The organism is Halomonas almeriensis, from assembly GCF_030409235.1.
Lineage (GTDB): Bacteria > Pseudomonadota > Gammaproteobacteria > Pseudomonadales > Halomonadaceae > Halomonas > Halomonas almeriensis.
In genome coordinates, this window is record NZ_JAUFPO010000009.1 from 97,007 (window position 1) to 123,465 (window position 26,459).

General features: G+C 62.2%; 23 protein-coding genes, 1 tRNA gene and 1 pseudogene. 21 read left to right on the forward strand and 4 right to left on the reverse strand.

The window, feature by feature from the left end:
* Window positions 1-680: 680 nt before the first annotated feature.
* The 10 genes from QWY74_RS07305 (at window position 681) to QWY74_RS07350 (ending at window position 5,589) form a co-directional block, all read left to right on the forward strand.
* A complete protein-coding gene (locus tag QWY74_RS07305; protein ID WP_290314060.1) occupies window positions 681-890 on the forward strand; it encodes a helix-turn-helix transcriptional regulator in 210 nt (69 codons plus the stop codon).
* Window positions 887-1,009 (forward strand): hypothetical protein, encoded by a 123-nt coding sequence (locus QWY74_RS07310; protein WP_290314061.1) that lies wholly within the window; start codon window positions 887-889, stop codon window positions 1,007-1,009. The genes QWY74_RS07305 and QWY74_RS07310 overlap by 4 nt, the downstream gene beginning before the upstream one ends.
* Window positions 1,006-1,248 carry a hypothetical protein gene (locus QWY74_RS07315; protein ID WP_290314062.1) on the forward strand — a complete coding sequence of 81 codons (243 nt, stop codon included), beginning with the start codon at window positions 1,006-1,008 and terminating at the stop codon, window positions 1,246-1,248. Before QWY74_RS07310 ends, QWY74_RS07315 begins: the two co-directional genes overlap by 4 nt.
* Window positions 1,241-1,408 carry a hypothetical protein gene (locus tag QWY74_RS07320; protein ID WP_290314064.1) on the forward strand — a complete coding sequence of 56 codons (168 nt, stop codon included), beginning with the start codon at window positions 1,241-1,243 and terminating at the stop codon, window positions 1,406-1,408. Before QWY74_RS07315 ends, QWY74_RS07320 begins: the two co-directional genes overlap by 8 nt.
* A gap of 113 nt (window positions 1,409-1,521) precedes the next feature.
* Window positions 1,522-2,331 (forward strand): toprim domain-containing protein, encoded by an 810-nt coding sequence (locus QWY74_RS07325; RefSeq protein WP_290314065.1) that lies wholly within the window; start codon window positions 1,522-1,524, stop codon window positions 2,329-2,331.
* Window positions 2,328-3,896 (forward strand): YfjI family protein, encoded by a 1,569-nt coding sequence (locus tag QWY74_RS07330; RefSeq protein WP_290314066.1) that lies wholly within the window; start codon window positions 2,328-2,330, stop codon window positions 3,894-3,896. Before QWY74_RS07325 ends, QWY74_RS07330 begins: the two co-directional genes overlap by 4 nt.
* Window positions 3,884-4,597 carry a hypothetical protein gene (locus tag QWY74_RS07335; protein ID WP_290314067.1) on the forward strand — a complete coding sequence of 238 codons (714 nt, stop codon included), beginning with the start codon at window positions 3,884-3,886 and terminating at the stop codon, window positions 4,595-4,597. The genes QWY74_RS07330 and QWY74_RS07335 overlap by 13 nt, the downstream gene beginning before the upstream one ends.
* 87 nt (window positions 4,598-4,684) lie before the next feature.
* Entirely contained in the window at window positions 4,685-5,161 is a 477-nt protein-coding gene (locus QWY74_RS07340) for a hypothetical protein (protein WP_290314068.1), read from the forward strand.
* Window positions 5,162-5,222: 61 nt separating this feature from the next.
* A complete protein-coding gene (locus QWY74_RS07345) occupies window positions 5,223-5,408 on the forward strand; it encodes a hypothetical protein (RefSeq protein WP_290314069.1) in 186 nt (61 codons plus the stop codon).
* Window positions 5,398-5,589: a ribbon-helix-helix domain-containing protein gene (locus tag QWY74_RS07350; protein WP_290314070.1), complete on the forward strand. Its 192-nt coding sequence runs from the start codon at window positions 5,398-5,400 to the stop codon at window positions 5,587-5,589. The genes QWY74_RS07345 and QWY74_RS07350 overlap by 11 nt, the downstream gene beginning before the upstream one ends.
* A 50-nt stretch (window positions 5,590-5,639) precedes the next feature.
* Here the strand turns inward: QWY74_RS07350 and QWY74_RS07355 are convergent, their stop codons facing one another.
* On the reverse strand, window positions 5,640-10,046 hold the full coding sequence (locus tag QWY74_RS07355; protein ID WP_290314071.1) for a DEAD/DEAH box helicase: 4,407 nt from the start codon (window positions 10,044-10,046) through the stop codon (window positions 5,640-5,642).
* A gap of 69 nt (window positions 10,047-10,115) precedes the next feature.
* Window positions 10,116-10,541, reverse strand: a pseudogene (locus QWY74_RS13050) (restriction endonuclease); the annotation flags it as partial.
* A gap of 584 nt (window positions 10,542-11,125) precedes the next feature.
* Between QWY74_RS13050 and QWY74_RS07365 the strand changes: the two are divergent.
* Together QWY74_RS07365 and QWY74_RS07370 are read left to right on the forward strand one after the other, a co-directional pair.
* Window positions 11,126-11,701, forward strand: coding sequence for a hypothetical protein (locus QWY74_RS07365; RefSeq protein ID WP_290314073.1), 576 nt, complete (start codon window positions 11,126-11,128; stop codon window positions 11,699-11,701).
* Between the two features lie 1,393 nt (window positions 11,702-13,094).
* The gene (locus QWY74_RS07370; RefSeq protein WP_290314074.1) at window positions 13,095-14,096 is read left to right on the forward strand and encodes a hypothetical protein; all 1,002 of its coding nucleotides are present in this window, start codon (window positions 13,095-13,097) and stop codon (window positions 14,094-14,096) included.
* Window positions 14,097-14,782: 686 nt separating this feature from the next.
* Here QWY74_RS07370 and QWY74_RS07375 read toward each other — a convergent pair.
* Together QWY74_RS07375 and ispB are read right to left on the reverse strand one after the other, a co-directional pair.
* Window positions 14,783-14,859, reverse strand: a tRNA-Pro gene (locus tag QWY74_RS07375).
* A gap of 103 nt (window positions 14,860-14,962) precedes the next feature.
* Window positions 14,963-15,964 (reverse strand): octaprenyl diphosphate synthase, encoded by a 1,002-nt coding sequence (gene ispB / locus QWY74_RS07380; protein ID WP_264824301.1) that lies wholly within the window; start codon window positions 15,962-15,964, stop codon window positions 14,963-14,965.
* A gap of 279 nt (window positions 15,965-16,243) precedes the next feature.
* Here ispB and rplU point away from each other — a divergent pair, with 279 nt between their 5' ends.
* The 9 genes from rplU to lspA all read left to right on the forward strand — a co-directional run bounded on the left by rplU (window position 16,244) and on the right by lspA (window position 26,435).
* On the forward strand, window positions 16,244-16,555 hold the full coding sequence (rplU, locus tag QWY74_RS07385) for a 50S ribosomal protein L21 (protein ID WP_141320709.1): 312 nt from the start codon (window positions 16,244-16,246) through the stop codon (window positions 16,553-16,555).
* 34 nt (window positions 16,556-16,589) lie between these two features.
* On the forward strand, window positions 16,590-16,847 hold the full coding sequence (gene rpmA / locus QWY74_RS07390; protein ID WP_264824300.1) for a 50S ribosomal protein L27: 258 nt from the start codon (window positions 16,590-16,592) through the stop codon (window positions 16,845-16,847).
* Between the two features lie 161 nt (window positions 16,848-17,008).
* Window positions 17,009-18,196 carry an Obg family GTPase CgtA gene (cgtA, locus tag QWY74_RS07395; protein WP_264824299.1) on the forward strand — a complete coding sequence of 396 codons (1,188 nt, stop codon included), beginning with the start codon at window positions 17,009-17,011 and terminating at the stop codon, window positions 18,194-18,196.
* 129 nt (window positions 18,197-18,325) lie between these two features.
* Window positions 18,326-19,465: a glutamate 5-kinase gene (gene proB / locus QWY74_RS07400; protein WP_264824298.1), complete on the forward strand. Its 1,140-nt coding sequence runs from the start codon at window positions 18,326-18,328 to the stop codon at window positions 19,463-19,465.
* A 371-nt stretch (window positions 19,466-19,836) separates the two neighbouring features.
* Window positions 19,837-20,103, forward strand: a complete 267-nt coding sequence (gene rpsT / locus QWY74_RS07405) for a 30S ribosomal protein S20 (protein WP_141320701.1) — start codon at window positions 19,837-19,839, stop codon at window positions 20,101-20,103.
* A gap of 235 nt (window positions 20,104-20,338) precedes the next feature.
* A complete protein-coding gene (gene murJ / locus QWY74_RS07410; RefSeq protein ID WP_264824414.1) occupies window positions 20,339-21,862 on the forward strand; it encodes a murein biosynthesis integral membrane protein MurJ in 1,524 nt (507 codons plus the stop codon).
* Window positions 21,863-22,032: 170 nt separating this feature from the next.
* Window positions 22,033-23,061 carry a bifunctional riboflavin kinase/FAD synthetase gene (ribF, locus tag QWY74_RS07415; RefSeq protein WP_264824297.1) on the forward strand — a complete coding sequence of 343 codons (1,029 nt, stop codon included), beginning with the start codon at window positions 22,033-22,035 and terminating at the stop codon, window positions 23,059-23,061.
* A 10-nt stretch (window positions 23,062-23,071) separates the two neighbouring features.
* The gene (gene ileS, locus QWY74_RS07420; protein WP_264824296.1) at window positions 23,072-25,906 is read left to right on the forward strand and encodes an isoleucine--tRNA ligase; all 2,835 of its coding nucleotides are present in this window, start codon (window positions 23,072-23,074) and stop codon (window positions 25,904-25,906) included.
* A 10-nt stretch (window positions 25,907-25,916) separates the two neighbouring features.
* A complete protein-coding gene (lspA, locus tag QWY74_RS07425) occupies window positions 25,917-26,435 on the forward strand; it encodes a signal peptidase II (protein ID WP_290314075.1) in 519 nt (172 codons plus the stop codon).
* Window positions 26,436-26,459: the final 24 nt, after the last annotated feature.

Sequence of the window (26,459 nt, forward strand, 5' to 3'; positions counted from 1 at the left end):
AGGATTTGCCAGGCATAGCGGCCTGAAAAGATGTTTAGCAATTTGGTAAAGATTGGCGATACGAAAGCGTATAAAGTTTCGGCACCAAAACGCCGCAACCACGGCGGTTGTAGCCGATTGTGTGTATAGAAAACTATCACCATGAGGGTAAATTGTTGAGGAACATTGGCGAGCTTTCCCTTTACAAGCAATGCTTGTGAACCATGCGTTCACGCATATTCGTATGGGCAAACCCATAGGCTGGCCTATATTATCAGTACTGCTATTACGCGGATTTTTTGGTAAATGACCTTGCGCGATGGCGGTAGCCTGAATTAGGCTAGTGTGGACGCTGATCGACAGCGCATAAAAATGCCCCGACCGGATGGCCAGGGCATTGAAGGAGGGGGGAGAGCAAGGCTCGCGGTCGCCAAACTTTGATCCTTGCTTCCCCTGATCACAAATCCCAGCCATGGGAGGCTGGATGACGCTCGTAGAATGGTCAGACAAGCGGAAACATCACACTCAGCCCTGCAAGGCCCTGCTTTGTACCCGTTATCTGCCGTTCTCTTGTGGCGTCTGTGGTTATGCATCACTGCATACCCACAAGGGGATACTAGCCTTTAAGCACGCTTAAACGCAAACTCAGTTATCCCTTGCCCCGCCTCCCATGCTGCTGGCCCGTGTATTAAGGACAGAGCATGTCTGATACTCCCCGCACGATCCTGACCGAAAAGGAAGCCGCCGAGCTTCTACGGATCAAGCCCGCCACACTCCGCCAGTCCCGCTGGAATGGAAAGCTGGCCGGATTACCCGCTCCCAAGTACCTAACTATTGGCCGAAACATCCGCTACCGCCAAGCCGACCTCGATGCGTGGCTCGACTCTGCCGCCGAGGAGGTTTGCCCATGATCCTCACCAAAGCCCAACTTGCCTACCTGACCATGATCCTCGCGCCCTATCGCGCCGAGCCGATCACCCGCCCAACCATCGAGATCGCCGTTCGTATGGCGAAGGAGCTGGCCCAATGAACGCCGAGGATCGCCGCCACCTGAACCGTGCCGCCTTCCATGGCGACGCTCAATGCATGGAGAAAGCCTCGGTTGCCATACATGGCATCGCCGAAGCCCTGCGAGCCGAGGAGGTGAAGAACAGCGTCTTCACTCGTAGCGCCTTACTGGCCGCCTTGGAGATCGTCGCCGCCGACCTTGAGAACCGTGGCGAGTATGTCCGCGAGCATGTGATCGAGGAGGACGCCGACCATGGATAACCCAACCGAACGCGAGCTTGAACGCCTGGCTGCTGACATCCGCGACGACCTGGCGCGTGCTCAGTACATGGGCAAGGCCACCGTCGGCACATGGATGCTGGAAGTCTACGAACAGCGTATTGAACGGCTGCTGAAGGAGCAGCGGGAGGCGAGCGAATGAGTGTGCAAACGAGAGCGCCCACGCTTGGGGGAGCATGGGCAGCGAGGAAGGCGCTAGGGGATCAACTGGATGTTTCGGCCAAGCTGGCTGATCAAATTTTAGCCGCTACTGGCTTGCGCGTCACCCCTGCTCAGGATGGCCAGATTCACCGGCATGACCACCCCGACGGGAAGCGTGGAAACAAGCGTGTCTGGCTGGTGTGTCGCCACAACGTAGCCGTGTGGGGCGATTGGGGCACGGGCGAACAGAACACCGTCTTTCCCGACGGCCAGCAAGACCCCGAGGCCGCCCGACAGGCCCGACAGGAAGCCGAACGCGCCAGCCGTGAGCGTCAGGCCGAGGTAGAGCGCGAAAGGGCTCATGTTGCCCGACAGTGCCGCCATGAATGGCCCGGCCTCCCTGCTGCTGATCCCGCCCATCCATACCTGGTGAAGAAGGGCATACCGCCGCTGGCACTGCGCCAGGACGGCGGCAAGCTGATCGTGCCGCTGTATCACGAGCTGATCCTGGCCAACTTCCAGACCATCGGCCCGGACGGCTCCAAACGCTTCCGCACCGGAGGCCGGAAGAAAGGCGCCTACTATCCCGTCGGCGGCTTGCGCCCTGGCGTCCCGCTGCTGGTCTGCGAAGGCGTCGCCACTGGCCACACCCTGCATCAAGCCACGGGCTACCCGGTCGCCTGCGCGATGGATGCAGGCAACCTGCTGCCGGTGGCTCGATCCCTTCGCGCCCGTCACCCCGACCTGGCCATCATCGTGGCCGCTGACAACGATCATCGTACCGATGGGAACCCCGGCATCACGGCAGGCAGGGCAGCGGCCAGCGCCGTTGGCGGTCGATGCGTGTGGCCTGAGTTTCCCCAGGGAGCCGAGGGCACCGACTGGAATGACCTGGCGGCAATCGGCGGGGAGGTGAGTCTATGAATACCGCACCCAACCTCCGCCCCGTGCAAAGCCAGATCGAGGATGCCCACCGGCAGCTTGCCGAGGAAGGCCCCACCAGAGGAAAGCGTATCGACCTGTCACCTGAGCCATTGCCCGAACGCGCCGAAGCGCCAGCTTACCCCCTCGATGCCCTTGGCTCGATTCTCGGGGATGCCGCCAAGCGCCTGGCGCATCACGTCCAAGCGCCGGAGGGCATGGCGGGCCAATCCGTGCTGGCGGCTGCATCGCTGGCCATGCAAGCACACTGCGATGTGCAACGCGGCTCGATAGGCACCGGCCCGGTATCGCTGTTCGCCATCACGGTCGCCAAATCGGGGGAACGGAAGACCGCCCTCGACAAGCTGGCGCTGGCCCCTATTCGAGAATACGAACAGGAGCTACGCGAGGCGGAAGGCGCTGAACAGGCCGAGTACAAGGCGAACCTCAAGGCGTGGGAGATGCAACGCGCCAGCATCGAGAATAAATACAAGCCGAAAGGCAAGGAGGCTATATCGGACGCCGACCGCAAGCGTCTGAGTGAGGAGCTTGCGCGGCTTGATCGGGAGATGCCGACACCACCGCCCAGGCCAACCGTCACCTTCGAGGAGCCAACCGCCGAAGGCGTTTATCGACACTTCGCGGAAGGGCGCCCCACGGCGGGCCTGTTCAGTGGTGAAGGGATCGGTTTTTTCGGAGGCCACGGAATGCGGGAGGAAAATCGAGGCCGGATCATCGCCATGCTATCGAAGCTATGGGATGGCGACCCAATCACCCGCACCCGAGGGGCCAGCGGGGAGTCGGGCATCCTGGCAGGCCGCCGGTTATCCGCACACCTGATGATGCAGCCGGTCGTCGCCACGGAAGTGCTATCCGACCCACTGCTGCAAGGCCAAGGCTTTCTGGCGCGTTTCCTGGTGGTACAGGAGCCAAGCATGGTCGGCACGCGGCTGTTAAAGGGACGCGACCTGAGCCAAGGGGCCAGGAATGATCCGGATATCGGTCGATACTGGAGCACCCTGTCCGAGCTGATACGCAAGCCCCTCGATACCGATGAGCGTACCGGGGAACTGCAACTGCGTACTGCCAAGATCGAGGGAAAGGCGTTCGACGCCTGGTGCCAGCTTCACGACGGCATCGAGTCTCAACTCGGGCAGGGTGGTCAACTCGACGGTATCCAGGAAGCTGCCAGCAAAGCCGCCGAGAACGCCGCCAGGATTGCTGCTGTATTGGCGACGGTGGAAGGCTTCGATCACCCGCAAGTGGAGCATGTCGAGCGTGCTGGCCGCCTGATCGGGTATTACCTCGAAAGCATGCACGCCCGCGCCGATGAGGCCCAACAGGATCAACAGGCCATGGCCGCGCGTGACCTGCTGGAGTGGATACAGCATAACGGTGGTGAGATCACAGCCGACGACTTCAACCGGCTGCACCGTGACTACCGAAGCGCCAGAAAGGCTCGATCATTGCTGAGTTTCCTGGTCGATGCAGGCCACCTGGAAATCAGTGCCAGCAACCAACACGGCAAGCCACGTGCCTGGCGGGAGGTGCAAGCATGCTCGACCTAATCGAACAGGGCCGCCGCTTGTGGGAAGCCGATACCCCGGCTGAAATCGTGGATACACCCCAGCCAGAGGAGCAAAGTCTGGCGCGTGAGCAACAGGAACGAGAGCAAAGTGGCGGAAATCCGCCACTCCCGCCACTTATCCGCCACATTCCCGCCACCGATAAAGCCCGTGGTTGTGGGAAATCCGCCACTCCCGCCATTTCCGCCAGCCCCCTCGCTGACATTGAAACGATCATCCAGGCGCTGACAGTGCAGGTAGGCCGCCAGCTTGGGGATGACGTGATCCATGCCATGCGTCAAGCCATGGGGCCGATGGATCGAGCATCACGCGCTGACCTGGCCGCCCGCATCGACGATGCACTGGCGACGGCTGAGACGGATCAACAGGGCCGGGAGAAGGTGCTGGCGCTGGTAGGGGGAGGGAAGCCCCAGGGAGCCAATCACAGCGCCACAACACGCCCTGGCTGGCTGGAATGGATGGCCGATCAATGCCCGCTGGCACCGGAGGACAAGGCGCATATCCAGAGCGGCTTATCCCGTGTGCATCCCCGCATGCAACAACGCCTTGCAGAGCGATACGTCCAGACCTGGCGGGAGGCTGCCGAACAGGAGCCAAGCCCGCCGAAGCGGGAGAATGCAGGCAGGCGAGCGGCCAACCTGTTCATTACCCGCCTGCTGGCCGACGCCAGCATCCAGCCCTGATCACCACGTCGAGAACAGGCCCGTTGCGGCGGGCCTTGCCCTGTTCAGAACAGACATAGAACAGGCGACCGAATAGAGGCATTCACAATGACGACGATCACCCGCGCCAGCATCACCGAAGCCGCCGAGCAGGGCCGTGGCATTGGCCACCTGACGCCCGGCCAGACATGGGCCGCCCATCGCCTCGCCTTGCCGCCAGAACGCCTGGAGAAGCCGCTGGCCGCCCATATTGCCGCCCTGCTGGAGAACATCGAGCGCATGGCCAGCCGTCGATTCTTCGATGGCGTGGCACCAGACGATGCCGAGACGATGATTCACCGGGCGCACGATGAGGACCACCCGATGTTTCTACGCGCCCCCATCCTGGAAACGCTACAAGAGGGAATGGAGACGTTTTTTCCGGGCCTGAAGCCATCAGGCGTCGATGAGAACGGCAAGCCGCTGTTCCACCTGGCTGATGTAGCGCAAGCCCTGGACACCAGCGAGGAGGCGTTGCTGGCCCATGCTGAGGCGGAAGGGATAGCCGACCAGCTACGCACCACACCACCCAACCCGCTGCATTGATTCTGATGGCCCTGGCACCTGCTGGGGCCGAGAATTTACCGACTATAAAAGGGGCCTGAGCATGGATGACGCATTGCCGACCATCGACCTCGATACGCCTTTGGAGCTGGATACCACGCTCCCAGAAATCGACCTCGACACTCCGGTAGAACTGGATATGACACTACCCGATATAGACCTGGAGCCGCCCAGCATCGACCTGGTGTTGCCGACCACTGGCAGGGAGAGTGAAGACGATGAGCCATAACCCGAGACGCCTGGCCGATCCCGTGCGCCTGATCGTGAGCGTGGAGCGTGACCTGGTGGAAGCCGTCGATACCCTGATGGAGCAAACCCAGCACCATCGGCACTGCAACCGTGCCGAGTTTATCCGCCTGGCCATCGAGCGGGAGCTGGCGCGGTGCCGGGATGCCGCACGCCGCCAGTGATAGCCAATGGGGCCGCTACGGCCCCACATTCGCGATGCAGACGGAACAGCTTATTTCTGAATATCCAGCGGCGGAAGCTCTTGCACGATCCGCATGGTTTCCAGGCTGACGGTGACGATGCGCTGGAACAGCTTTAGCGGGTAGGCGGGGTCGCCCATGGTTTCGACGGCGTAGTCGTTGGCGTCGTTGACGATGCCGCTTTTCTTGTCTTCCTTGACGCGCTGCCGCTCCATCACCCACTCCAGCGCTGGTTTGCCGTTGACGACGTAATCATAGGCTTCCAACGGCACGCCTTTCAGGGTGATCAGGTCGTTGTATTTGACGACCGTCTTGTCCTTTTCCTTGCCCTTCTTACCGAACTTCCACGGCTTATCGACGCGCAGCTCGTAAGGCGTCAGCTCGGCGAGGCCGCGACCACCAGAAACCTCGATCTCCAGCTCATGGGGCGTCACTGCTTCGAAATCGACATGCAGATCAGCCAGTTTACGCCCGGCATCAGAGAAGTGGCGGAAAGCTTCATAAGTGCTGACACGCGGGATGCGTGGCAACTGGACCGAAAGATTGTTCTGGTAGCGCTCACGGTACTCCGGCGAATGCAGCAAGCCATAGATGTAATAGAAAACATCTTCCTTGCTGATGGCCTGATCCGGATAGGCACTCTGAAAATGCGCCAGCCCCTCATCGGTGATGCCATCCTCAGCCGTGTAGCCGTCAGGTGAATCATTTTCATCACTGAAGAGGTCGTCACGCCCCTGGGATGCTGCTGGCTCGAAGACCTTGAGAGGAAAAACCTGGCTGGTATCCATAAAATGGAGGTTAGGAACAGAGTCAGCCATCAGTGTCGAAAAATCTGCTCCAGCACCAATGCCAGTGACAGAGATCACCCGATTGCTTGCCTCCGGCGTCGGGAAGAGCCTTTGCATTTGGTAGGTGCGGTTGTTGAAGAAGTTGCTGAAGTAAAGGTATGAACTGGTGAATGGGCGATAAATGCTTTTAACGATAGTGCCATCTTCAAAGTTTCCGTAGCGACCACGTTCAATGCCAACTTTTTGAGCATGGTCCCAACTGATCTGGGTGGGGTCGGTGTCGATAAAGTCGTTGACCTTGAGGCCAGCGTTTTTCCCACCGGCTGCCGCGTAGCGATCGACTTCGCTGTTATAGAAGTCAATCATGCCTCGCATGTTGTCTTTGACCTTGGCTGGGGAGGCGTTGTAGCACCAGGCATCACGATTGGTTTTGACACCCTGCGAGTAATTCCTGAAGAGCTGTGTTTCGTCTTTATTCTTCTTGTCCCCCATCAGGATGAAGTCATTGAAGCTATCATCCCGCTGGTTCAGCCAGTCGCCATACTCGTTCGACTCGACAGTGATCCAGCCATGGGCCTGCTCGATGCCCTTGAGGCTGCGCAGGTGGGTGATGGTTTTCAGCTTTTCTTCACGGCTCAGGTAGTCACCGATGTCGTAGAAGTAGATCTTGCCCTGTGCAGCAGACTGTGGATTCTTGACGAATAGCGTGATGGCAATCGGTGCGCGACTGCCCGAGCCGAAGATCTTCCCGCCTTCTTTGCGAGACTGTTCGCCGCTGGTTCGCTGGTTCCCACGCAAGTGGAAGACATAGAGGCTGCTAAACTCTTCGGCCAGGCACTGGCGCAGGCCATCCATGGCATTGCCGTCCAGCCAGCCCGCATTGGTGACATAGGCCATCACACCGCCATCCTTGCCCAACCGGTCACTACCCCAACGGATAGCGCGAATATAACTGTCATAAAGCGAATTTTTCAGCGTTGCGTTGGAGCGGTCTGCGTAGGATTCGCGAATAGAGCCATCAAGCCGGGGATAACCGATATTGGCGTTATTATCGTTGGCACTGTCCTGGCCGGACGAATAGGGGGGGTTGCCCATGATGACGCGGATGTCCAAGGCCTTCTGGCGCTTTCGGCGTTCCGAGTTATCTTCCAGCAGCCCGGCAATCTGGTCATCGCTTTCATACATCTGGAAGGTATCGGTCAGGCAGATGCCTTCGAAGGGCTCGTATTCGCCCTCATTCAGCTCGTGGTATACCGCTTCGATATTGATGGCGGCGATGTAATAAGCCAACAGGACGATTTCATTGGCATGAATTTCATGACGGTACTTGTGCGCCAGCTCATTGGAGCGTATCAGCCCTGATTGCAGCAGCCGGGTGATGAAGGTGCCCGTGCCCGTGAAGGGGTCGATGATGTGCACCCCCTGGTTGCCCAGTGTCTGGCCAAACTCCTGCTGGAGCACGTCATTCACCGAGTGGAGCATGAAATCCACGACGGCAGGGGGCGTGTAGACGATGCCCAGGCGTTCGGTCAGCCGCGGGAAGGCGCCTCGGAAGAACTTGTCGTAAAGCTCACTGATCAGGCGTTGCTTACCTTCGGATGATTGCACGCCCTCGGCACGACGCCGGACGCTTTCATAGAACTTGGCCAGGGAGTCGGACTCCTTAGCCAGGTTATGCTCGTCCAGGGCGTCGAGCACCTTCTGGATGCCCTGCGAAACAGGGTTGTTATGTGTGAACTCATGGCCCTCGAACAGAGCCTCGAAGACCGGGCGGGTAATGAGGTGCTGGGCCAGCATCTCGATCGCTTCGGTTTCACTAATGGCCTCGTTGAGGTCGTCACGCAGCTCGTTCAGGAAGGCATCGAATGCCTGGCGGGCCGCTCCCTGGTCATCGGCCAGCGTGGTCTCGATTCGGATGATATGGCGGCGGGCAATGTCGGCGATATCGCCGGCCCAGTCTTCCCAATAGTCGCGTGTGCCGCATTTCTTGACGATGCGGGCGATGATGGCCTTGCTGACTTCTTCATTGAAGTTGATGCCGAACTGCTCTTGGATCTGGCCCGTTTCGTCATTATCCGGGGTTGGGTCAGTACCACCATGTCCGCCAATATCGGCACGATCTGATGAGCCGCTGGATCGGGTGGGCAAGCTGTCGCTGACCTGGGTGATGGCATCCAGTTCCTGATTGACCCCGATGATCTCCAGGTTGTCGGACACGTCTTCGCCGAGACCGGCGCGGTTGATCGTGGCATCCATGCGCTCATCGTGAGCACGCAGGGCATTGAGAATCTGCCAGACGACTTTGTAGCGCTCGTTATCATTCAACGCTTCTTCAGGCGTCACACCGTGAGGCACGCCGATGGGCAGAATGACGTAGCCCATTTGCTTGTCGGGCGCCCGGCGCATGACTCGTCCCACCGACTGCACCACGTCGATGGTGGAACGCCGGGGATGCAGAAACATGATGGCATCGAGCGCCGGTACATCCACGCCTTCGGAAAGGCAGCGGGCATTGCTGAGGATGCGGCACTCGTTGCTTTCGCTGTCACCCTTGAGCCAATCCAGCAGTTGATTCCGCGAGCTGGCATCATAGGTGCCATCAACGTGCTGCACCTCGCAGCTCAGGGGCAATGGCTGATCGCCAAAGCTGTGCTGGTGATACTCCTCGATAACCGGGGTGAACTGGTCGGCCATCAGCTTGGAGGACTTGATATCGCGGCAGAAGGCTAGTGCGCGGCGCATGGGGTTTTCGTCGCGCAACCCGGCACCTTCCTTCATCAGCGCCTTGTAACAGCCAACTATTCGAGACGCATCATCCAGCTTGAGTTCATTTTCTTCCGATAGCAGGGTCTGCACACCGCCGCTGACCAGGGTTTCGTCCATGGCCAGTACGATGACCCGATAATCGGTCAGCAGGTTGTTTTCAACTGCCCAGGCGAAGCCACGATGGAACAGCATCTTGCCGAACAGGGATTCATCATCCATGTCGCACAGCGCGGCACCATGCTCGTCGGCCTTGCTGCGTGCCTGCTCACCAAAGATGCGCGGCGTGGCCGTCATATAGAGGCGCTTGCGACCTGCCACATGGGCATTGTTGTGAATGCGCACGAAGTTAGATTCATCTTCCTTCGCTAGCGTCACGCCGGTCGTGCGGTGGGCTTCATCGCAAATGATCAGGTCGAACTCGGGCAGCCCATGGCCCTGGGCATCGCTGACCGCCTGGATCGACTGATAGGTCGCGAAGACGACTGTCATGGCCTCCGGCGCTTCCGGTGAGGCTTCTCGCGCCAGCGCATCGGCACGGGTGGTCGCCGGAAAGGTCAGGTCATGTTGCTGGAGGTCGGCCACATCATCCGATTTACGCTTGCCGACATGGCTATCCGAGCACACGGCGAAGGAGCGCAGCTCGACTTCAGCATCCTGGCTCCATTCCGTCACTGTCTGGGACATCAACGCCAGCGAAGGCACCATGAACAGCACCCGCTTGCCCTGGCCCGCCAGTTTCTCGGCAATACGCAGGCTGGTGAAGGTCTTGCCGGTACCACAGGCCATGATGAGCTTTCCGCGATCCGCCGTGGCCAGTCCCTTTTCGACTCCTTCTAGTGCTTCCTGTTGGTCAGGGCGCAGGGTCTTGCGCGAGCGCAGCGTCACCTTCCCGGACTGGGCGAACAGCGACCAGTCGATACGGCTTTCCTGGAGGTCACGCAGGCCGATACGGCGAGTGGGAATATACTGATCGGCATCACCAAGCAAAGCCGTGACATTGTGGCTGGGGGCCACATCGGTGGTGTCGATGATCAAGCGCTCAACGAAAGGCGAACGGCCCGAGGCGCTGATGAAGGAGTCGATATCGCCGCGTTGCAGCCGGTGGGAGCGGCTATAGAACTTGCACTGGATAGCGCAGTAGTGGTCCTCGGTACCCCGGATGCGCGCCACCAGGTCGATGCCCGTGTCCTGGGCCGACGCTTCGCTACCGACATGCTCAACCCAATCGGCATAGGCCCATACTTGGTCATACTGCTGACGCTGCACGTCATCGTGCTCTATCCAGGCCTGTACCAGCTCCTCGAAGTAGGTTCCGAGTTCACGCGGGGTACGGGCATGCTGGCGATAGCGGTCCAGCAGGTCATGAAGGTCGGCACTCATGGCGATACTCTTGGCAGTCGAGCAAATGGATGGGGCAAGCCTACCAAAGCGAAGCTATATCAGCACTGGCCGTTATGAAGGGGCACGAGACTCTGATGATTTTGATGGTCCCTAAAAGGGCTGGCGCTTCGAACGCCGGCTTCCTCCCCTACTTATTCCTACCTTGCCCGGCACGCCTATGCCGGGCTGATGCCACGCTACTCCCCCTGCATGGCCAGTCTGATGATTTTCGGAACAGTACGCGCACGCGCATGGTGGACAGAGTGGACGCGGCGGACGGCCAGTGCAGTCGTGAAGGTTTTTTCCCGGTCACTAAGCGCGTGTGGCTGGCCTTGGTGGCAGCGTGACTTCCCGTGACCACCTGCCCCGGCCAACCGATGCTAAGGAATGCTAAGGTTCAATCTTATGTTTTCTAAGGTTCGCGAGATCGGTGTGCACTGGTGCGCAGGTAAAGGTGCGAAGCCCGGATGCGTGACGATCGATGTTTCCACCGGAACCCCTCATGGTTATGTTATTGACGGGGCCTGCGGGCCCCTCACCACACAGGGAACTGATAAGGACCAATAATGCGATACCTAACTGCCATGATCATCGCAAGCGCCTTTCTTTCGGGGTGCGCCAATCAACAGACCATGAGCCGCGACGACTTCATCACCACGACGCAGCGCACGTATGACGGAGTAAGCGAGCGCGAGTTCTACAAAGCCGCCGAGGCGGTGTTCAAGCTGTCGGACGAGGACGATACAGACTTCGCCTACCCAGGTGAGCACGCCATGATCGTTGAACACGACTGGTCGCTCTATATGGTCCTGGCGGCAGCCAGGGGCACGCATACTTGGCAGATCAAGACCGAGCCTTCCGATACGGACCTGACAGCCAACGCCTATGTCTCCATGCAGGCAGCCAATATGACAGGAATGCCGACTGGAGGCGGTGGTGCATCGGTGATGACCTCACCTTCCATGCAGAACATGGTCAACACGCCTGCAATCTATGAGCTGTTCTGGGCCCGCATAGACTACCTTCTCGACAAAAGCCAGGACTGGCCAACATGCGAGGACTGGGAAGCGAAGGTGGACCGCGGCGAAACCTACGGCACTCTCGACCCGCTATGCGTGGCCATGAACACCGACGACCTGCTGCCGGAAGACATGCGGTAGCTCTACCCTGCTGAACGAAGGTTTCTTTGCACGTTAGCCAGTGGGTTTAGGTTATGACAGCGCGTCAGAAAGGCACCGTCGAATCGTACCGGAAGCTTCCAGCCGGGAAGCTGAACCGTGAGGGCGCGCTGACACCTGGCCACCAGTGCGAATGGGGCTGGTGGAACCGTGACGGTGAGCACACGTCGTCCATATCGCTAGCGTGCATTGATCGGGAGACGCTGCGTCTTAGCTACAACTGCGCTGGTGAGGCATACGACTACAGCGTGGGGGTGGAGTGGCTGCCTTGCCACATGGGTGGCGAACGGGCCATGTTCCGCTGCCCATGCTGTGGCAAGCGGTGCGCCAAGCTGCTGGCTGACAGGGTCTTCGCCTGCCGATCTTGTGTCGGCGTCAACTACTCGTCCCAGCAGCGTGCGAAGCGTGACGCCGCCCTGGATCAATCGTGGAAGCTGCGCAGCAGGCTGGGCTGTGATCACGGGATGCTGGATACTCCCGCCCCCCTGCATACCCAAGCCGAAGTGGATGCGGTGCCATACCCACCGAACACTGATCCAACGCATCGAGCGTTACGACCAGATGGCTCTGGAGGGGTTAGAGCAACAGCTCCGCCAGATGTTTGGCGAAGCCGGCCCGCTTTGATGGTTTTCTGAGGTACGCACCCGGTACGCACCCGGTACGCAGGAAAGGTGCGCAGTCTGTTAGCAAATGTCAGCACCGATGCAGGGCGGAAATCCGCCACTTCCGCCAGTCCCCTCGCTGGTATTGAGCAGCGGATAAGCTGCGGAAATCCGCAACTTATCCGCAACGTCTCCGCAAGCCCCCTCGCTGACAAACGCCAGCATGTAGTCAAATGCTGACATGAAGAGCGCCGGGCAGCGCCATGCGCCCCATGCGGTAGGTTCTTCCAGCCAGCCGAGGAGTGGTCACGGGGGACGGCAGCCGCGGAATTCGACAAATTTTCGGCAACTCATGGTCGTCAGCAGCACCCGCCATAAACCCGCATGGTTGAGCGGTTTCGTGGTGCCGAAGGTGGCGAATCCCCACCCCGCAATCATCGGCACCTGGATCGGCACCGCCAGCCTGAATACCTCGCCAGGGTGGTCGCTGTTCGCCCTGGTTTGGCTGGTGACTCGATGCCATGTCAGCCGCTTCAAATCCCCGCCCAATAAGCCCCAAAAACGCAGAAAAAAGGGCTATAATGTGCCCTGAGCTGTATTTATGTACAGGTGATTGAGATGACACCAAGAGGCAAGCAAGCCACGCCGACACGAGAGCGCCGAACAGAACTCTATCGGTTGCTGAACGAGATGGCGGCAGAGGGAGACACGCAGGCCGCTGGCTGGCTGCTGTTACTGCATGAGATTCGACAAGCGAGAGAGGTACTGAACCGATGAGCGCACAAGACTGGCATTCATGGCTTGAGCAGTTGGAGCAGACACAGCAAGCGGTCAGGGCCGCGAGCCCGCAAGAAGCTGGGAAGGAAGCAGATCGCTGTCTTCTGGGCGCCCAGGCCGCCACACGTAAAGCGGCGGAGGCCATTGGGGCTGCATGTTCTACCGATCCAGAGGGTGGTGAGCGCCGGACTATCCGCAACACCCTGAACGCCCGCATCAATGAAGTCCCGCGCCGGGATCGCACCAAGATGCACGCGCAGAACGTCAATATCTGGCGTCAGCACCTGGACAGCATCGACGAAAAGGAGGAGGCATTGGCCGACGCCCTGGAAGTGCTTCAGGAAGCCCGAGCAGCCCGCCAGGAAGCGGAAAGCCAGCTATCCCAAGTCCAGAAGCAGCAACCGAAAGCCAGCCACTCGGCACTCGATGCTATCGCTTCTGAGATCCAGGAAGCCGAGGGGGAGCAGGACCGCATTCAGAATGCCCTGGCGTCGATGGGCGATGATGATGGTGCTGCCAGGCTCGCAGAACAGGAAGCCGAGGAGGCACGGGCCAAGCTGGATGACCTGGAAGCGTCAGCGGCGCTTGGGTCACAAGACGACGAAGGCCAGAAAGCGGCATCAACAGCCCTGGCGAGGGCCAGGAAGAAGGCAGAGCAGGCCCGGCAGGATGCGCAACGTCAGGAATCTGCCCAGCGTGGCCTCGAGCGCAGGCTGGCAGAAGTCAGCGACCGCGTGGATTCGCTCCAGAAGGTTCATGATGCGGTGGCAGAACGGGTCTATATGGCCGACCTGGAGAAAGCCGAGCGCCGCCTGATGGACATTCTGCAAGGTGCCGAGCTTCAGGATGCTTTGGCCTCGATCAACGGGATTCGCGAGAAACTGACCCCAGTGATGGATGGAAGCTTCGGACGTGCTGAGCTTGAGGTGAAGATGCCAGTCTTTTACGCCCTGGCCGATGCCAATCGCTGGAGCCAAGAAAAGATCGAACTCCAGTAGGCCCACCGCTTCCGGGTGCCGGGGCTGTAGTTGGCCGCCCCGGCTGCGCGAAGCTGGCGCGTGAAAGTGGCCACCTGCTGAAGTACCACCGAAAAGCGGGATTCCCCCGCATTTCCGAAAAGGTGCAGATTCCCATGTTTTCCCGGCACCATCCTGCTGCTGGGGAGTGGCTGACCGCAAAACGCAACGCAAAACGCAACGCTATCTTGTGACCCTCTTAAAGAGGGCCAGTCGGCAGAGTGTCTTTCAGGGACGCTGTTCCGGGCCACCCAGCGGGCTGAAGCCCAGCCGGTCGAACTGACCGCCTCGATGCGACGATCATCGCAACGCCTGCCAAGTGTATTTCCAAAACGCAGATGGCCAGCGTCAGCGAGGGTCACACAATCTGTGGCAACCGCCACGCCCAGGCCCGCATTGACCTCGCCACTGGCGGCGTTCGCTACCAAATGTGAGCCATGGCCACATTTACCCTGCTGGCTGGGGTGGGCGCACTGTTCGCGTCACCAACCTCGATAGCTAAAATCTATCTATTACAAATTTCTGATAGCTGTTTCACTCGTTTGCCCTGGCCTAGAAAAGCACCTTCGAGGAGCCGAGTCTTGCAGCGAGTGATTACCAGAGTGGTTACAAATGGCGGGGCAGCAATAGAAAAGGGCCTGCGATTGCTCGCAAGCCCTTGATATTCCTGGTCGGAGTAGCAGGATTCGAACCTACGACCTCTGCCTCCCGAAGGCAGCGCTCTACCAAGCTGAGCTATACTCCGTTTTTTGCATTTGCGGGCCTTGTGGCCGACAACGGATGCGTATTATACGTTTTTTGGGGCTGTGTGCAAGCCCCTGTTGCGCTGTGGTGCCTCTGCGGCGGGGTCAGGTCTGACGGTCGACGGCCTGTCGGGCGAGCATGGCCATGCGGTCGCGGTACTCGGAGGGCGGCAGCTTGTCGAGCTCGGCGAGGGCCTTGTCGGCCATGTCGTCGGCGCGGCGCTGGGTATAGTCCAGTGCGCCGGTCTCGTGCACGATGCCGAGCACTTCGTCGAGCCGCTCGAGGCCGCCCTGGCGGATCGCTTGGCGAATCATCTTGGCCTGTTCGGGTGTGCCGGTGGCCATGGCCTGGATCAGCGGCAGGGTGGGCTTGCCTTCGGCGAGGTCGTCGCCGACGTTCTTGCCCATGGCTGTGGCGTCGCCGCGGTAGTCTAGGAGGTCGTCGACGAGCTGAAAGGCCAGCCCCAGGTAGCGGCCATAGGCCTGCAGGGCGGCTTCCTGTTCGGGGGTGGCGTCGGCAATCAGGGCGCCGCAGTGGGAGGCCGCTTCGAAGAGCATGGCGGTCTTGCCCTGGATGGTCTCGAAGTAGGCGGCTTCGTCCACGTTCGGGTTGCCCACATTGGTCAGTTGCTGGACCTCGCCTTCGGCGATGGTGCAGGTGGCGGCGGAGAGCACTTCCATAATGCGCATGGAGCCGACGCCGACCATCATCTGGAAGGAGCGCGAGTAGAGGAAGTCGCCCACCAGCACTGAGGGGGCGTTGCCCCAGGCGTCGTTGGCGGTGGCGCGGCCGCGGCGCAGGTGTGACTCATCGACTACGTCGTCATGCAGCAGTGTGGAGGTGTGCATGAACTCGATTAGGGTGGCCAGGCTGATGTGCTTGTCGCCTTCATAGTCCAGGGCGCGCGCTGCCAGCAGGACCAGCAGGGGCCGCATGCGCTTGCCGCCGCTGTCGACGATGTACTGGGCGATGGCCTCGACCAGCGGGATGCGCGAGGCGAGCTGGGTCTGGATGGTGCGATTGACGGCGTCGAAGTCTTCGGCGACCACCGCGTGGATGGGCGTGTCGGGCGTACTGAGAGGTGTCGGCGCGGTGGTGGCGGGCATGAGGGCAATATTCGTGGCAGTACGATGAGAGGGGGGATGACAGGCCGCGCTGGCAGGCGGCATGATCCATTGAGTGTCATGCTATGGCCCCCCCTGTGGGGCGTCAAGCGTGCCCGTTCGAGGTCGCTGGGTCCAGCGCTCAGGGCAGTTGAAGGCGGGCGTTTTCATCGTTATAATCCGCGACCCACTCATCTCGCTCCCTGTCAGATGGTACCGGAACGGGTGCCACTCGAAGCAGGCCGACGAAGAGCCAACCCCTGATGAGTCCTGGAGAGAGATATGTACGCAGTTATCAAGAGCGGTGGCAAGCAGTACCGCGTTCAGGAAGGCCAGACGCTCAAGCTCGAGAAGCTAGAAGTGCCGACCGGCGACACCATCGAGTTCGATGATGTCCTGCTGGTGGGCAACGATGACGACGTCACGGTCGGTGCGCCGAACGTCGACGGTGCCAAGGTGTCGGCCGAGGTCGTGTCTCACGGCCGTGGTGACAAGATCAAGATCATCAAGTTCCGTCGCCGCAAGCACAGCATGACGCGCAAGGGCCACCGCCAGTGGTTCACTGAAGTCAAGATCACCGGGATCTCCGCGTAAGCGGTCCATCCCCTGCAAGAGCGAGGTATTTGCAATGGCTCACAAGAAGGCAGCGGGTTCTACCCGTAACGGTCGCGACAGCGAATCGAAGCGCCTTGGCGTCAAGCTCTTTGGCGGCCAGGCAGCAGTTCCGGGCAACATCATCGTCCGTCAGCGTGGCACCAAGTTCCACGCCGGCGCGGGCGTCGGTATCGGCAAGGACCACACCCTGTTCGCGCTGGACGAGGGTCACGTCAAGTTCGAGACCAAGGGTCCGAAGAACCGCAAGTTCGTGAGCATCGTCTCTGCCTGAGGCGACGCGGACTTCTGGGAGTCGGCCGGGCCGGGTGTCGCGATGCGTCAGGCAATGCCCTGATGATGCACACTAAGTCTTTGCCGGCTCTCCGCAGGAAGGCCCCGCCACGGCGGGGCCTTCTTGTATCATGGCGACATGATTCGCCGGGAGAATAGGTAATGCAGTTCGTCGACGAAGCATCGATCATTGTGGAGGCTGGCAAGGGTGGCAATGGCTGCCTGAGCTTTCGCCGCGAGAAGTACGTCCCCAAGGGCGGGCCGGATGGCGGCGATGGCGGCCATGGCGGCAGTGTCCATCTGATCGGGGACGATGCGCTGAACACCCTCATCGACTTCAAGTACCAGCGCTTCTACAAGGCCGAGAACGGCCGGCCGGGGCAGGGGCGGCAGATGAGCGGCCGCACCGGCGAGGACCTGCTCGTCAAGGTGCCGGTGGGCACCACGGTGATCGATGAAGACACCCTCGAGGTCATCGCCGACGTGACCGAAGCCGGTCAGGTCGTGCTGGTGGCGCATGGCGGGCGTCGCGGGCTGGGCAACATTCACTTCAAGTCGTCCACCAATCGGGCGCCGCGGCGGACCACGCCGGGTACCGAGGGCGAGCGCCGCAATCTGCGCTTCGAGATGAAGGTGATGGCCGATGTTGGCCTGCTGGGCATGCCCAATGCCGGCAAGTCGACGCTGATTCGGTCGGTCTCGGCGGCCAAGCCGAAGGTCGCCAACTATCCCTTCACGACCCTGGTGCCCAACCTCGGAGTGGTCAAGCTGGGCCAGCATGAGCACTTCGTGATGGCCGACGTGCCGGGCCTGATCGAGGGCGCTTCGGATGGCGCCGGGCTGGGCCTGCGCTTTCTGAAGCACCTGACGCGGACCCGGCTGTTGTTGCATGTGGTCGATGTGGCGCCCTTCGACGAGAGCGACCCGGTGGAGTCGGCTCAGTCGATTGCGCACGAGCTCGGGCAGTTCTCGCCCACGCTGGCCGAACGGCCGCGCTGGCTGGTGCTCAACAAGCTCGACCTGCTGCCGGAGGACGAGCGCGAGTCGGTAGCCGACGCGATCATCGAGCGTCTCGACTGGCAGGGCCCGGTTTTCCGTGTCTCGGCGATCAGTGGCGATGGCACCGATGCGCTGGTGCAGGCCGTGCACCGCTGGCTGACCGAGCAGCGTCAGTTGGAAAACGAGGACACCGAAGCCGCCGAGCACGAACGTGCCATGCAGCGCCGCATGGAAGACGAGGCGGTGGCGCGTGCCGAGTCGCGGCTGGGTCGCAAGCGCAAGCGGGCCGATGACGACGACGATGACTTTGATGATGATGAGTACGACATCGAAGTCGAGTACGCACCCTGAGAAAATGCCTGCGCGCCTGGTTCCGCTGAAGAAGGAAGAGGGAAGAGGGAAGAAGGAAAGTCTGACCTCTGACCTCTTACTTCTTACCTCTTATAGCCCGCAGCCCGTATCTTGAACACCGAGGAGCCGATGAACGATCTCGAACAGGTGCCTGACCGCGAGGCGCTGAAGCGCATGCGGCGTGTCGTGGTGAAGATCGGTAGTGCCTTGTTGACCAACGATGGCCGGGGGCTCGATGAGCCGGCGATCGGTCGCTGGGTCGACGAGATCGCTGCCTTGCATCGCCAGGGCGTCGAGGTGGTGCTGGTCTCCTCCGGGGCCGTGGCGGCGGGGATGGTACGCCTCGGCTGGCAGACCCGGCCGTCCGAGGTGCATGCGCTGCAGGCGGCGGCGGCCGTGGGCCAGAATGGCCTCACCGAGTGCTATGAAGGGCATTTCGGGCGTCATGGGCTGACCACGGCCCAGGTGCTGCTGACCCATGATGACCTGTCCAATCGCAAGCGTTACCTGAATGCGCGCTCGGCGCTGCGCACCCTGGTCGAGCTCGGGGTGGTGCCGGTGGTCAACGAGAATGACACCGTGGTCACCGACGAGATCCGTTTCGGCGACAACGATACCCTCGGTGCCCTGGTGGCCAACCTGCTGGAGGCCGATGCGCTGGTGATCCTCACCGACCAGGAGGGGCTGTATGATGCCGACCCGCGGCATGACCCGAAAGCCGGTCTGATTGCCGAGGGCCGGGCGGATGACCCGCGCCTGGCGACCATGGCCGGGGGCGGTGGTGCCCTGGGGCGTGGCGGCATGTCGACCAAGGTGCGCGCGGCACAGCTGGCGGCGCGCTCTGGTGCCGTCACGGTGATCGCCAGCGGGCGTCAGCTCAATGTGCTCGGTCGGCTGCTGGGCGGCGAGCGGCTGGGCACCCTGTTGCTGCCCGAGCGGGCGCCGATGGCGGCGCGCAAGCGCTGGCTGGCGGGGCAGTTGCAGGTGCGTGGCACTCTGACCCTGGACGATGGCGCGGTCTCGGTCCTGCGCGACCGTGGCTCCAGCCTCTTGCCGGTGGGGGTGAAGGGCGTCTCCGGTAACTTCGTGCGCGGCGACATGGTGGTCTGCGTGGATCCGAAGGGGCAACGCGTCGCCAAGGGGTTGGTCAATTACGGCAGCGAGGAGGTGCACCGCCTGCTCGGCCAGCCCAGCCAGCGGATCGAGGCGATACTGGGCTATATGGAGTCGCCGGAGGTGATTCATCGCGACAACCTGGTCGTCATCTAGGCAATGTCTGAAAACTGCCTGTGCTCGGCTATACGGCGTTGAAAATCTTCTCGCGCGCGAGTCCGATCAAATTGCTCATTTACTCCTTGTAAACTCCGCATTTTCAAAGATTTTCGCCTTGTCTAGCCTTCGCTCGCCGATTTTTCAGACAGTGCCTAGGCCGTCCCGCCGGCACTTGACAAGGCTGGCAAGCCCGTTCGCGGCATGATAGTATACGCCATCCTCTCAGACACGGCCCATCAGCGATTGCGCCCAGCGGCGTGATCGGCCGGATGGCCAGGCCCGCAGGGCTGAGGTTTTTTCTGCGGGATCAATACGTTATTTAAAACCGTCGTAGCCGGCGGTGACAACTTTCTCCAAGGAGACAGTCAGTGGCTAACAGCAAGCAAGCCCGCAAGCGCGCCCGTCAGGCGGAAGAGCGTCGTGTCCATAACGCCAGCCAGCGCAGCATGGTTCGCACCTACGTCAAGAAGGTCATCAAGGCGATCAAGGGCGGTGACCACGCTCAGGCCATGGATGCTTTCAAGCAGGCTCAGCCGGTGATCGACCGCATTGCCGACAAGGACGCGCTGTCTAAGAAGAAGGCCGCTCGCATCAAGAGCCGTCTCAACAAGCGCATCAAGGCCCTGGCCGCGTAACGCCGCCGGATGCCCATGAGGCGCGCGGGCGTTTACCCGCGCCTCATCGAAAAACCGGCTGCGGCCGGTTTTTTTATGGGCGTCTTTCGCGAACCGACACTTCCCATGAAACGAAACGCCGGGCACGGCGAGGAAACGCTTCGTGACTGATCCCCAACCGCCTTCCGAGCCGACGCCCGAGCCGGCCGCCAATGAGGACCCCGCCCAGCAGGTGGCGCCGCGCCGCGGCGGCCTGATGCGCTCCGGTATGGTCGTCAGCAGCATGACCATGCTGTCGCGGGTGATGGGGCTGGTGCGCGACATGGTCATCGCCACCCTGTTCGGCGCGGGGCAGGGGGCGGATGCCTTCTTCGTGGCTTTCAAGGTGCCCAACTTCCTGCGTCGCTTGTTCGCCGAGGGGGCCTTCAATCAGGCCTTCGTGCCGGTGCTGTCGGAATATGCCACCCAGCGCACTCAGGAAGAGGTGCGCGAGCTGCTGGACGCGGTGGCCGGTAGCCTGGCGGCGGTGCTGCTCTTGATCACGGCCCTGGCGATGCTGGCCGCGCCCTGGCTGGCCTGGGGGTTTGCTCCGGGCTTTGCCCGCGACCCGGAAAAGCTGGCGCTGACCGCCGACATGCTGCGCCTGACCTTTCCGTACCTGTTGCTGATCTCGCTGACGGCCTTTGCCGGGAGTGTACTCAACACCTGGGGGCGCTTCGCCGTGCCGGCCTTCACGCCGGTGCTGTTGAATCTTTCCCTGGTGGGGGCGGCGATGCTGCTCACGCCGCTGGTCAGCGAGCCGGCCATGGCGCTGGCCTGGGGCGTGATGATCGCCGGGGCGGCACAGCTCGCCTTTCAGGTGCCGTTTCTGGCGCGCCTGCGCCTGCTGCCCAGACCCTGGCCCAACTTTGCCCACGAGGGGGTGCGGCGCATTCTCAAGCTGATGGCGCCGGCAATGTTCGGGGTCTCGGTGGCCCAGATCAACCTGCTGCTGGATACCGTGCTGGCCTCGCTGCTGGCAGCCGGCAGTGTGTCCTGGCTGTATTATTCCGACCGTCTGGTGGAGCTGCCCCTCGGGGTGTTCGGCGTGGCGATCGGCACGGTGATCCTGCCGGCCCTGTCCAAGCGGCACGCCGAGCAGTCGCCGGAGCACTTCGCGAAGATGCTCGACTGGGCCATCCGCGCCGTGCTGCTGCTCGGTATGCCGGCGGCGCTGGCGCTGGTGGTGCTGGCCGAGCCGCTGCTGATCACGCTCTTCCACTATGGGGCGATGACAGATCACGACATCCAGATGGCGGCCATGAGTCTTCGCGCCTACTCGGTGGGGCTGGTGGCCTTCATGCTGATCAAGGTGCTGGCGCCGGGCTTCTTCGCCCGCCAGGACACCAAGACCCCGGTGACCATCGGTATGATCGCCATGGGCGCTAACATGGTCTTCAACCTGATGCTCATCTGGCCGTTGGCGCATGCCGGCCTGGCACTGGCCACGGCGCTGTCGGGCTTCGTCAACGCTGGCCTGTTGGGCACGCTGTTGTACCGGCGCGGGATCATGGTCTTTCAGTCCGGCTGGGGGCGCTATGCCATCCAGTTGCTGGGGGGCTGCCTGGTCATGGGGCTGCTGCTGGTCTGGCTTTCGCCGGAGTGGCGCGAGTGGCTGGCCTGGTCGCTGCCGTGGCGGGCCGGCTGGATGGCGCTTCTGGTGGTCAGCGGGGCGGCGGTGTATTTCGCCTGGCTGGCCGCCACCGGGGTGCGGTTGCGTCATTTCCGCATGAAAAGCTGACCATAGGACGTCGCGGGTGACGCCGTGAAGCGCCGTCGGACCGCGGCGGCTGTCAGCAGGCGTCGGGTCCGTTATAATCGACTCTCTTACGAAAGGCTGGCACACCTGGATGACCGGGTGGCCGGCCGAGGATGCTGTCCACCCATGCTGTCTCTGCGCGAACATCGCCTATGCAAGTGATTCGAGGGTTGCACAATCTGCGCGACGAACATCGTGGCTGCGTGGCCACCATCGGCAATTTCGATGGGGTGCATCGCGGCCATCAGGCGATTCTCGAGCAGTTGCTCGAGCGCGCCCGGGTGCTCTCCCTGCCGGTGACGGTGGTGGTCTTCGAGCCCCAGCCTCGGGAATTCTTCGCCGGTGATCAGGCGCCGCCGCGACTGACCCGGTTGCGCGACAAGGTGCGCCGGCTCGCCGAGCTGGGGGCCGACCGGGTGCTGTGCCTGCCCTTCAACGACGCCCTGCGCAGCCTGACCGCGCATGAATTCATCGAGCGGGTGCTGGTGCAGGGGCTGGGCGTGCGTCATCTGGTGGTCGGCGACGATTTCCGCTTCGGCTGCGATCGCCGTGGCGATTTCGAGTTGCTGCAGTCCGTCGGGCCGGAATCCGGCTTCGAGGTCGAGCATACGCGGACCTTCCTGCTGGACGGTGAGCGGGTCTCCAGCACGCGGGTGCGGACCATGCTGGCCTGCGGTAACTTCCAACAGGCCGCCGACATGCTGGGGCGCCCGTATCAACTGGCGGGCCGGGTGGTGCGTGACCGCCAGCTCGGCCGCACCATCGGTGTGCCCACCGCCAATCTGCCGCAGCCGCCCTTGCCGCTGGCTTTGCAGGGTGTCTATGCGGTGAAGGTCGAGCTGCCCGATGGCCAGATGGCCGATGGGGTGGCGAATATCGGCTGGCGCCCCACGGTGGGCAGCGTCTGCCCGGTGCTCGAGGTGCATCTGTTCGACTTCGAGGGCGAGCTGTATGACCAGCGGCTGACGGTGACGCCCTGTGCCAAGCTGCGTGGTGAACTGAAATTCGATGGCCTCGAAGCGCTCAAGGCCGAGATTCGTGCCGATCAGGCGCGGGCGCGGCGTTTCTTTGCCGAGACGGCGAGCGCCTATTCTCTCCCTCTGGCATCGGCGCCGCTGGCGCGCGAGGCCGTGTGTTCCGATTCCTCGGCGGGCTCGCCCGCCGACCCTGATGACGGCTGACCCCCAGGATATGAGCGATTACAAGCACACTCTGAATCTGCCCGAAACCGATTTTCCCATGCGCGGCATGCTGCCCAAGCGCGAGCCGGCTCGGGTGGCCCAGTGGCAGGACATGGACCTCTATCATCGTCTGCGCGAGGCTCGCCGGGGACGCGAGCCCTTCGTGCTCCACGATGGCCCTCCCTATGCCAATGGCGGCATTCATATCGGTCATGCGCTCAACAAGATCCTCAAGGACATCATCGTCAAGTCGCGCAACCTGGCGGGCTTTGATGCCCCCTATGTACCGGGCTGGGACTGCCATGGCCTGCCCATCGAGCACAAGGTGGAAACCACCCACGGCAAGCATCTGGCGCCGGAGCAGGCGCGGGCGCTGTGCCGCGAGTATGCCGCCGAGCAGATCGAGGGGCAGCGCGACAGCTTCATCCGCCTGGGGGTGATCGGCGACTGGGCCAAGCCGTATCGCACCATGGACTTTGCCAACGAGGCCGGCGAGATCCGCGCCCTGGCCTCGCTGGTCGAGGGCGGCTATGTGTTCAAGGGGCTCAAGCCGGTCAACTGGTGCTTCGATTGCGGCTCGGCGCTGGCCGAGGCCGAGGTGGAGTATGCCGACAAGCAGTCCGATGCCATCGATGTGGCCTTCCCCTGCGCCGAGGACGACAAGCTGGCGGCGGCTTTCGGGCTGAGCGAGCTGGCCAAGCCGGCCGCCGTGGTGATCTGGACCACCACGCCCTGGACCATCCCCGCCAACCAGGCGCTGAACGTGCACCCCGAGGTGACCTATGCGCTGGTCGACATGGGCGAGCGCCTGCTGTTGCTGGCCGAGGAGCTGGTCGAGAGCTGCCTGGAGCGCTTCGGCCTGCAGGGCGAGGTGCTGGCCACGACCCCGGGGCAGAACCTGGAGCTGATCCAGTTCGCGCATCCGCTCTACGAGCGTCGTTCGCCGCTGTTTCTGGCCGACTACGTCACCGTCGAGGAAGGCAGCACGGGCATCGTCCACTCGGCGCCGGTGCATGGCGTGGATGACTTCGAGTCCTGCCGCCGCTACGGCATCGAGTTCCAGGACTTCATCAGCATCGTCAAGGGCGATGGTCACTATGTGGACGACCTGCCGCTGTTCGGTGGCCAGTTGATCTGGAAGGCCAACCCGCAGATCGTCGCTCAACTGGATGATGCCGGGGCGCTGCTGGCGCGCCAGCCGATCACCCACAGCTACATGCATTGCTGGCGCCACAAGACGCCGGTGATCTATCGCGCCACGGCCCAGTGGTTCGTGGGCATGGACGTCACCGGCCACGACGGCCGCACCCTGCGCGAGCGCGCCCTGGCGGGGATCGAGGCGACCACCTTCACGCCTTCCTGGGGCAAGGCGCGCCTGCACTCGATGATCGCCAATCGGCCGGACTGGTGCATCTCGCGTCAGCGTAACTGGGGGGTGCCGATTCCCTTCTTCCTGAACGAGCAGAGCGGCGAGCTGCATCCACGCACCGTGGAGATCATGGAAGAGGTCGCCCAGCGCGTCGAGGCCGAGGGCATCGATGCCTGGTTCCGCTTGGACCCGGCCGAGCTGCTGGGTGACGAGGCGGGCGACTACGAGAAGGTGACCGATACCCTGGACGTCTGGTTCGACTCCGGTACCACGCATCGTCACGTGATGCGCGGTTCTCACCCCATGGGGCATGATCAGGGGCCGCGTGCCGATCTGTACCTCGAGGGCTCGGACCAGCACCGCGGCTGGTTCCATTCCTCGCTGCTGACCGGCTCGGCCATTGACGGCCACCCGCCGTATCGGCAACTGCTGACCCATGGCTTCACGGTGGACGAGAAGGGGCACAAGCAGTCCAAGTCCAAGGGCAATGTGGTCGATCCCCAGGATGTCATGGACCAGTACGGCGCCGATATTCTGCGTCTCTGGGTGGCCTCCACGGACTATTCCGGCGAGATGGCGGTCTCCGACCAGATCATCAAGCGCACCGCCGATGTCTATCGTCGCATCCGCAATACCTCGCGCTTCCTGCTGGCCAACCTCAACGGCTTCGATCCGGCGCGCGACGCCCTGGCCTTCGAGGACATGCTGGCGCTGGACCGCTGGGTCGTCGACCGTGCCGGCCAGTTGCAGGCGCGCATTGCCGAGGCCTACGAGGAGTATCGCTTCTTGGATGTCTACCAGCAGGTGCATGGGTTCTGCGCCCGTGAGCTGGGCGGCTTCTACCTGGATGTGATCAAGGATCGCCAGTACACCACCCAGGCGGATTCGGTGGCGCGGCGCAGTGCCCAGACGGCGTTGTATCACGTCATCCAGGCGCTGGTACGCTGGGTGGCGCCGATTCTCAGCTTCACCGCCGAGGAAATCCACGAGCATATTCCGGGCGAGCGCGGCGAGAGCGTGCTGCTCGAGGAGTACTACACCGAGCTGGGCGTGCTGGAGGACGAGGCCGAGCTGGGCCGCGATTTCTGGGAGCAGGTGCTCAACATCAAGCAGGCGGTCAACAAGTGCCTGGAGGATGCGCGCAACGCCAAGGTCATCAAGGGCAACCTCGCCGCCGAGGTGACGCTCTACGTGGATGACGCGCTGCATGCCACGCTGAGCCGTCTCGGTGATGAGCTGCGCTTCGTGATGCTGACCAGCGAGGTGCATCTGGCACCGCTCGGCGAGGGCAGCGCGGCCGAGGCCACCGAGCTCGAGGGCCTGCGGGTGGCAGTGGTCGACAGCGCCCATCGCAAGTGCGAGCGCTGCTGGCACCATCGCCCGGATGTCGGTCAGCATGCCGGGCATGACGACCTGTGCGGACGCTGCATCAGCAATCTGCCGGAAGGCCCCGGCGAGACGCGTCACTATGCCTGAGGTGGGCCACATGGCCGAGCAGGATTCGTCCCCGGGCGCCGCGTCGGCGCCCATGCAACGCCCGTTGCGCTGGCTGTGGCTGGCGGCGGCGGTGCTGGTCCTCGACCTGGCGACCAAGGCGCTGGCGACCCATTTCCTGGCCTATGCCAGCCCGGTCGAGGTGCTGCCGTTCTTCAACCTGACCCTGCTGCACAACACCGGTGCGGCCTTCAGCTTCCTGGCCGATCATCCGGGCTGGCAGCGCTGGTTCTTTGCCGCCATCGCGGTGGCGGCGACGGTCGGCCTGACGATCTGGATGCGCCGCCTGCGGGCCGACGAGAAGTTGCTCGGCGCCGCCCTGGCGCTGGTCATCGGCGGTGCCCTGGGCAACCTGCATGACCGGCTGCTGCACGGCTATGTGGTGGACTTTCTGTCCTTCCATGCCGCCGGCTGGTATTACCCGGCCTTCAATGTGGCGGATATCGGCATCACTCTGGGCGCCATCGGCCTGATCATCGAGTCGCTGCTCGGTGATCGGCGGCGCCGCTGAGGCTTTTCGGCCGCCCCCTGGAGC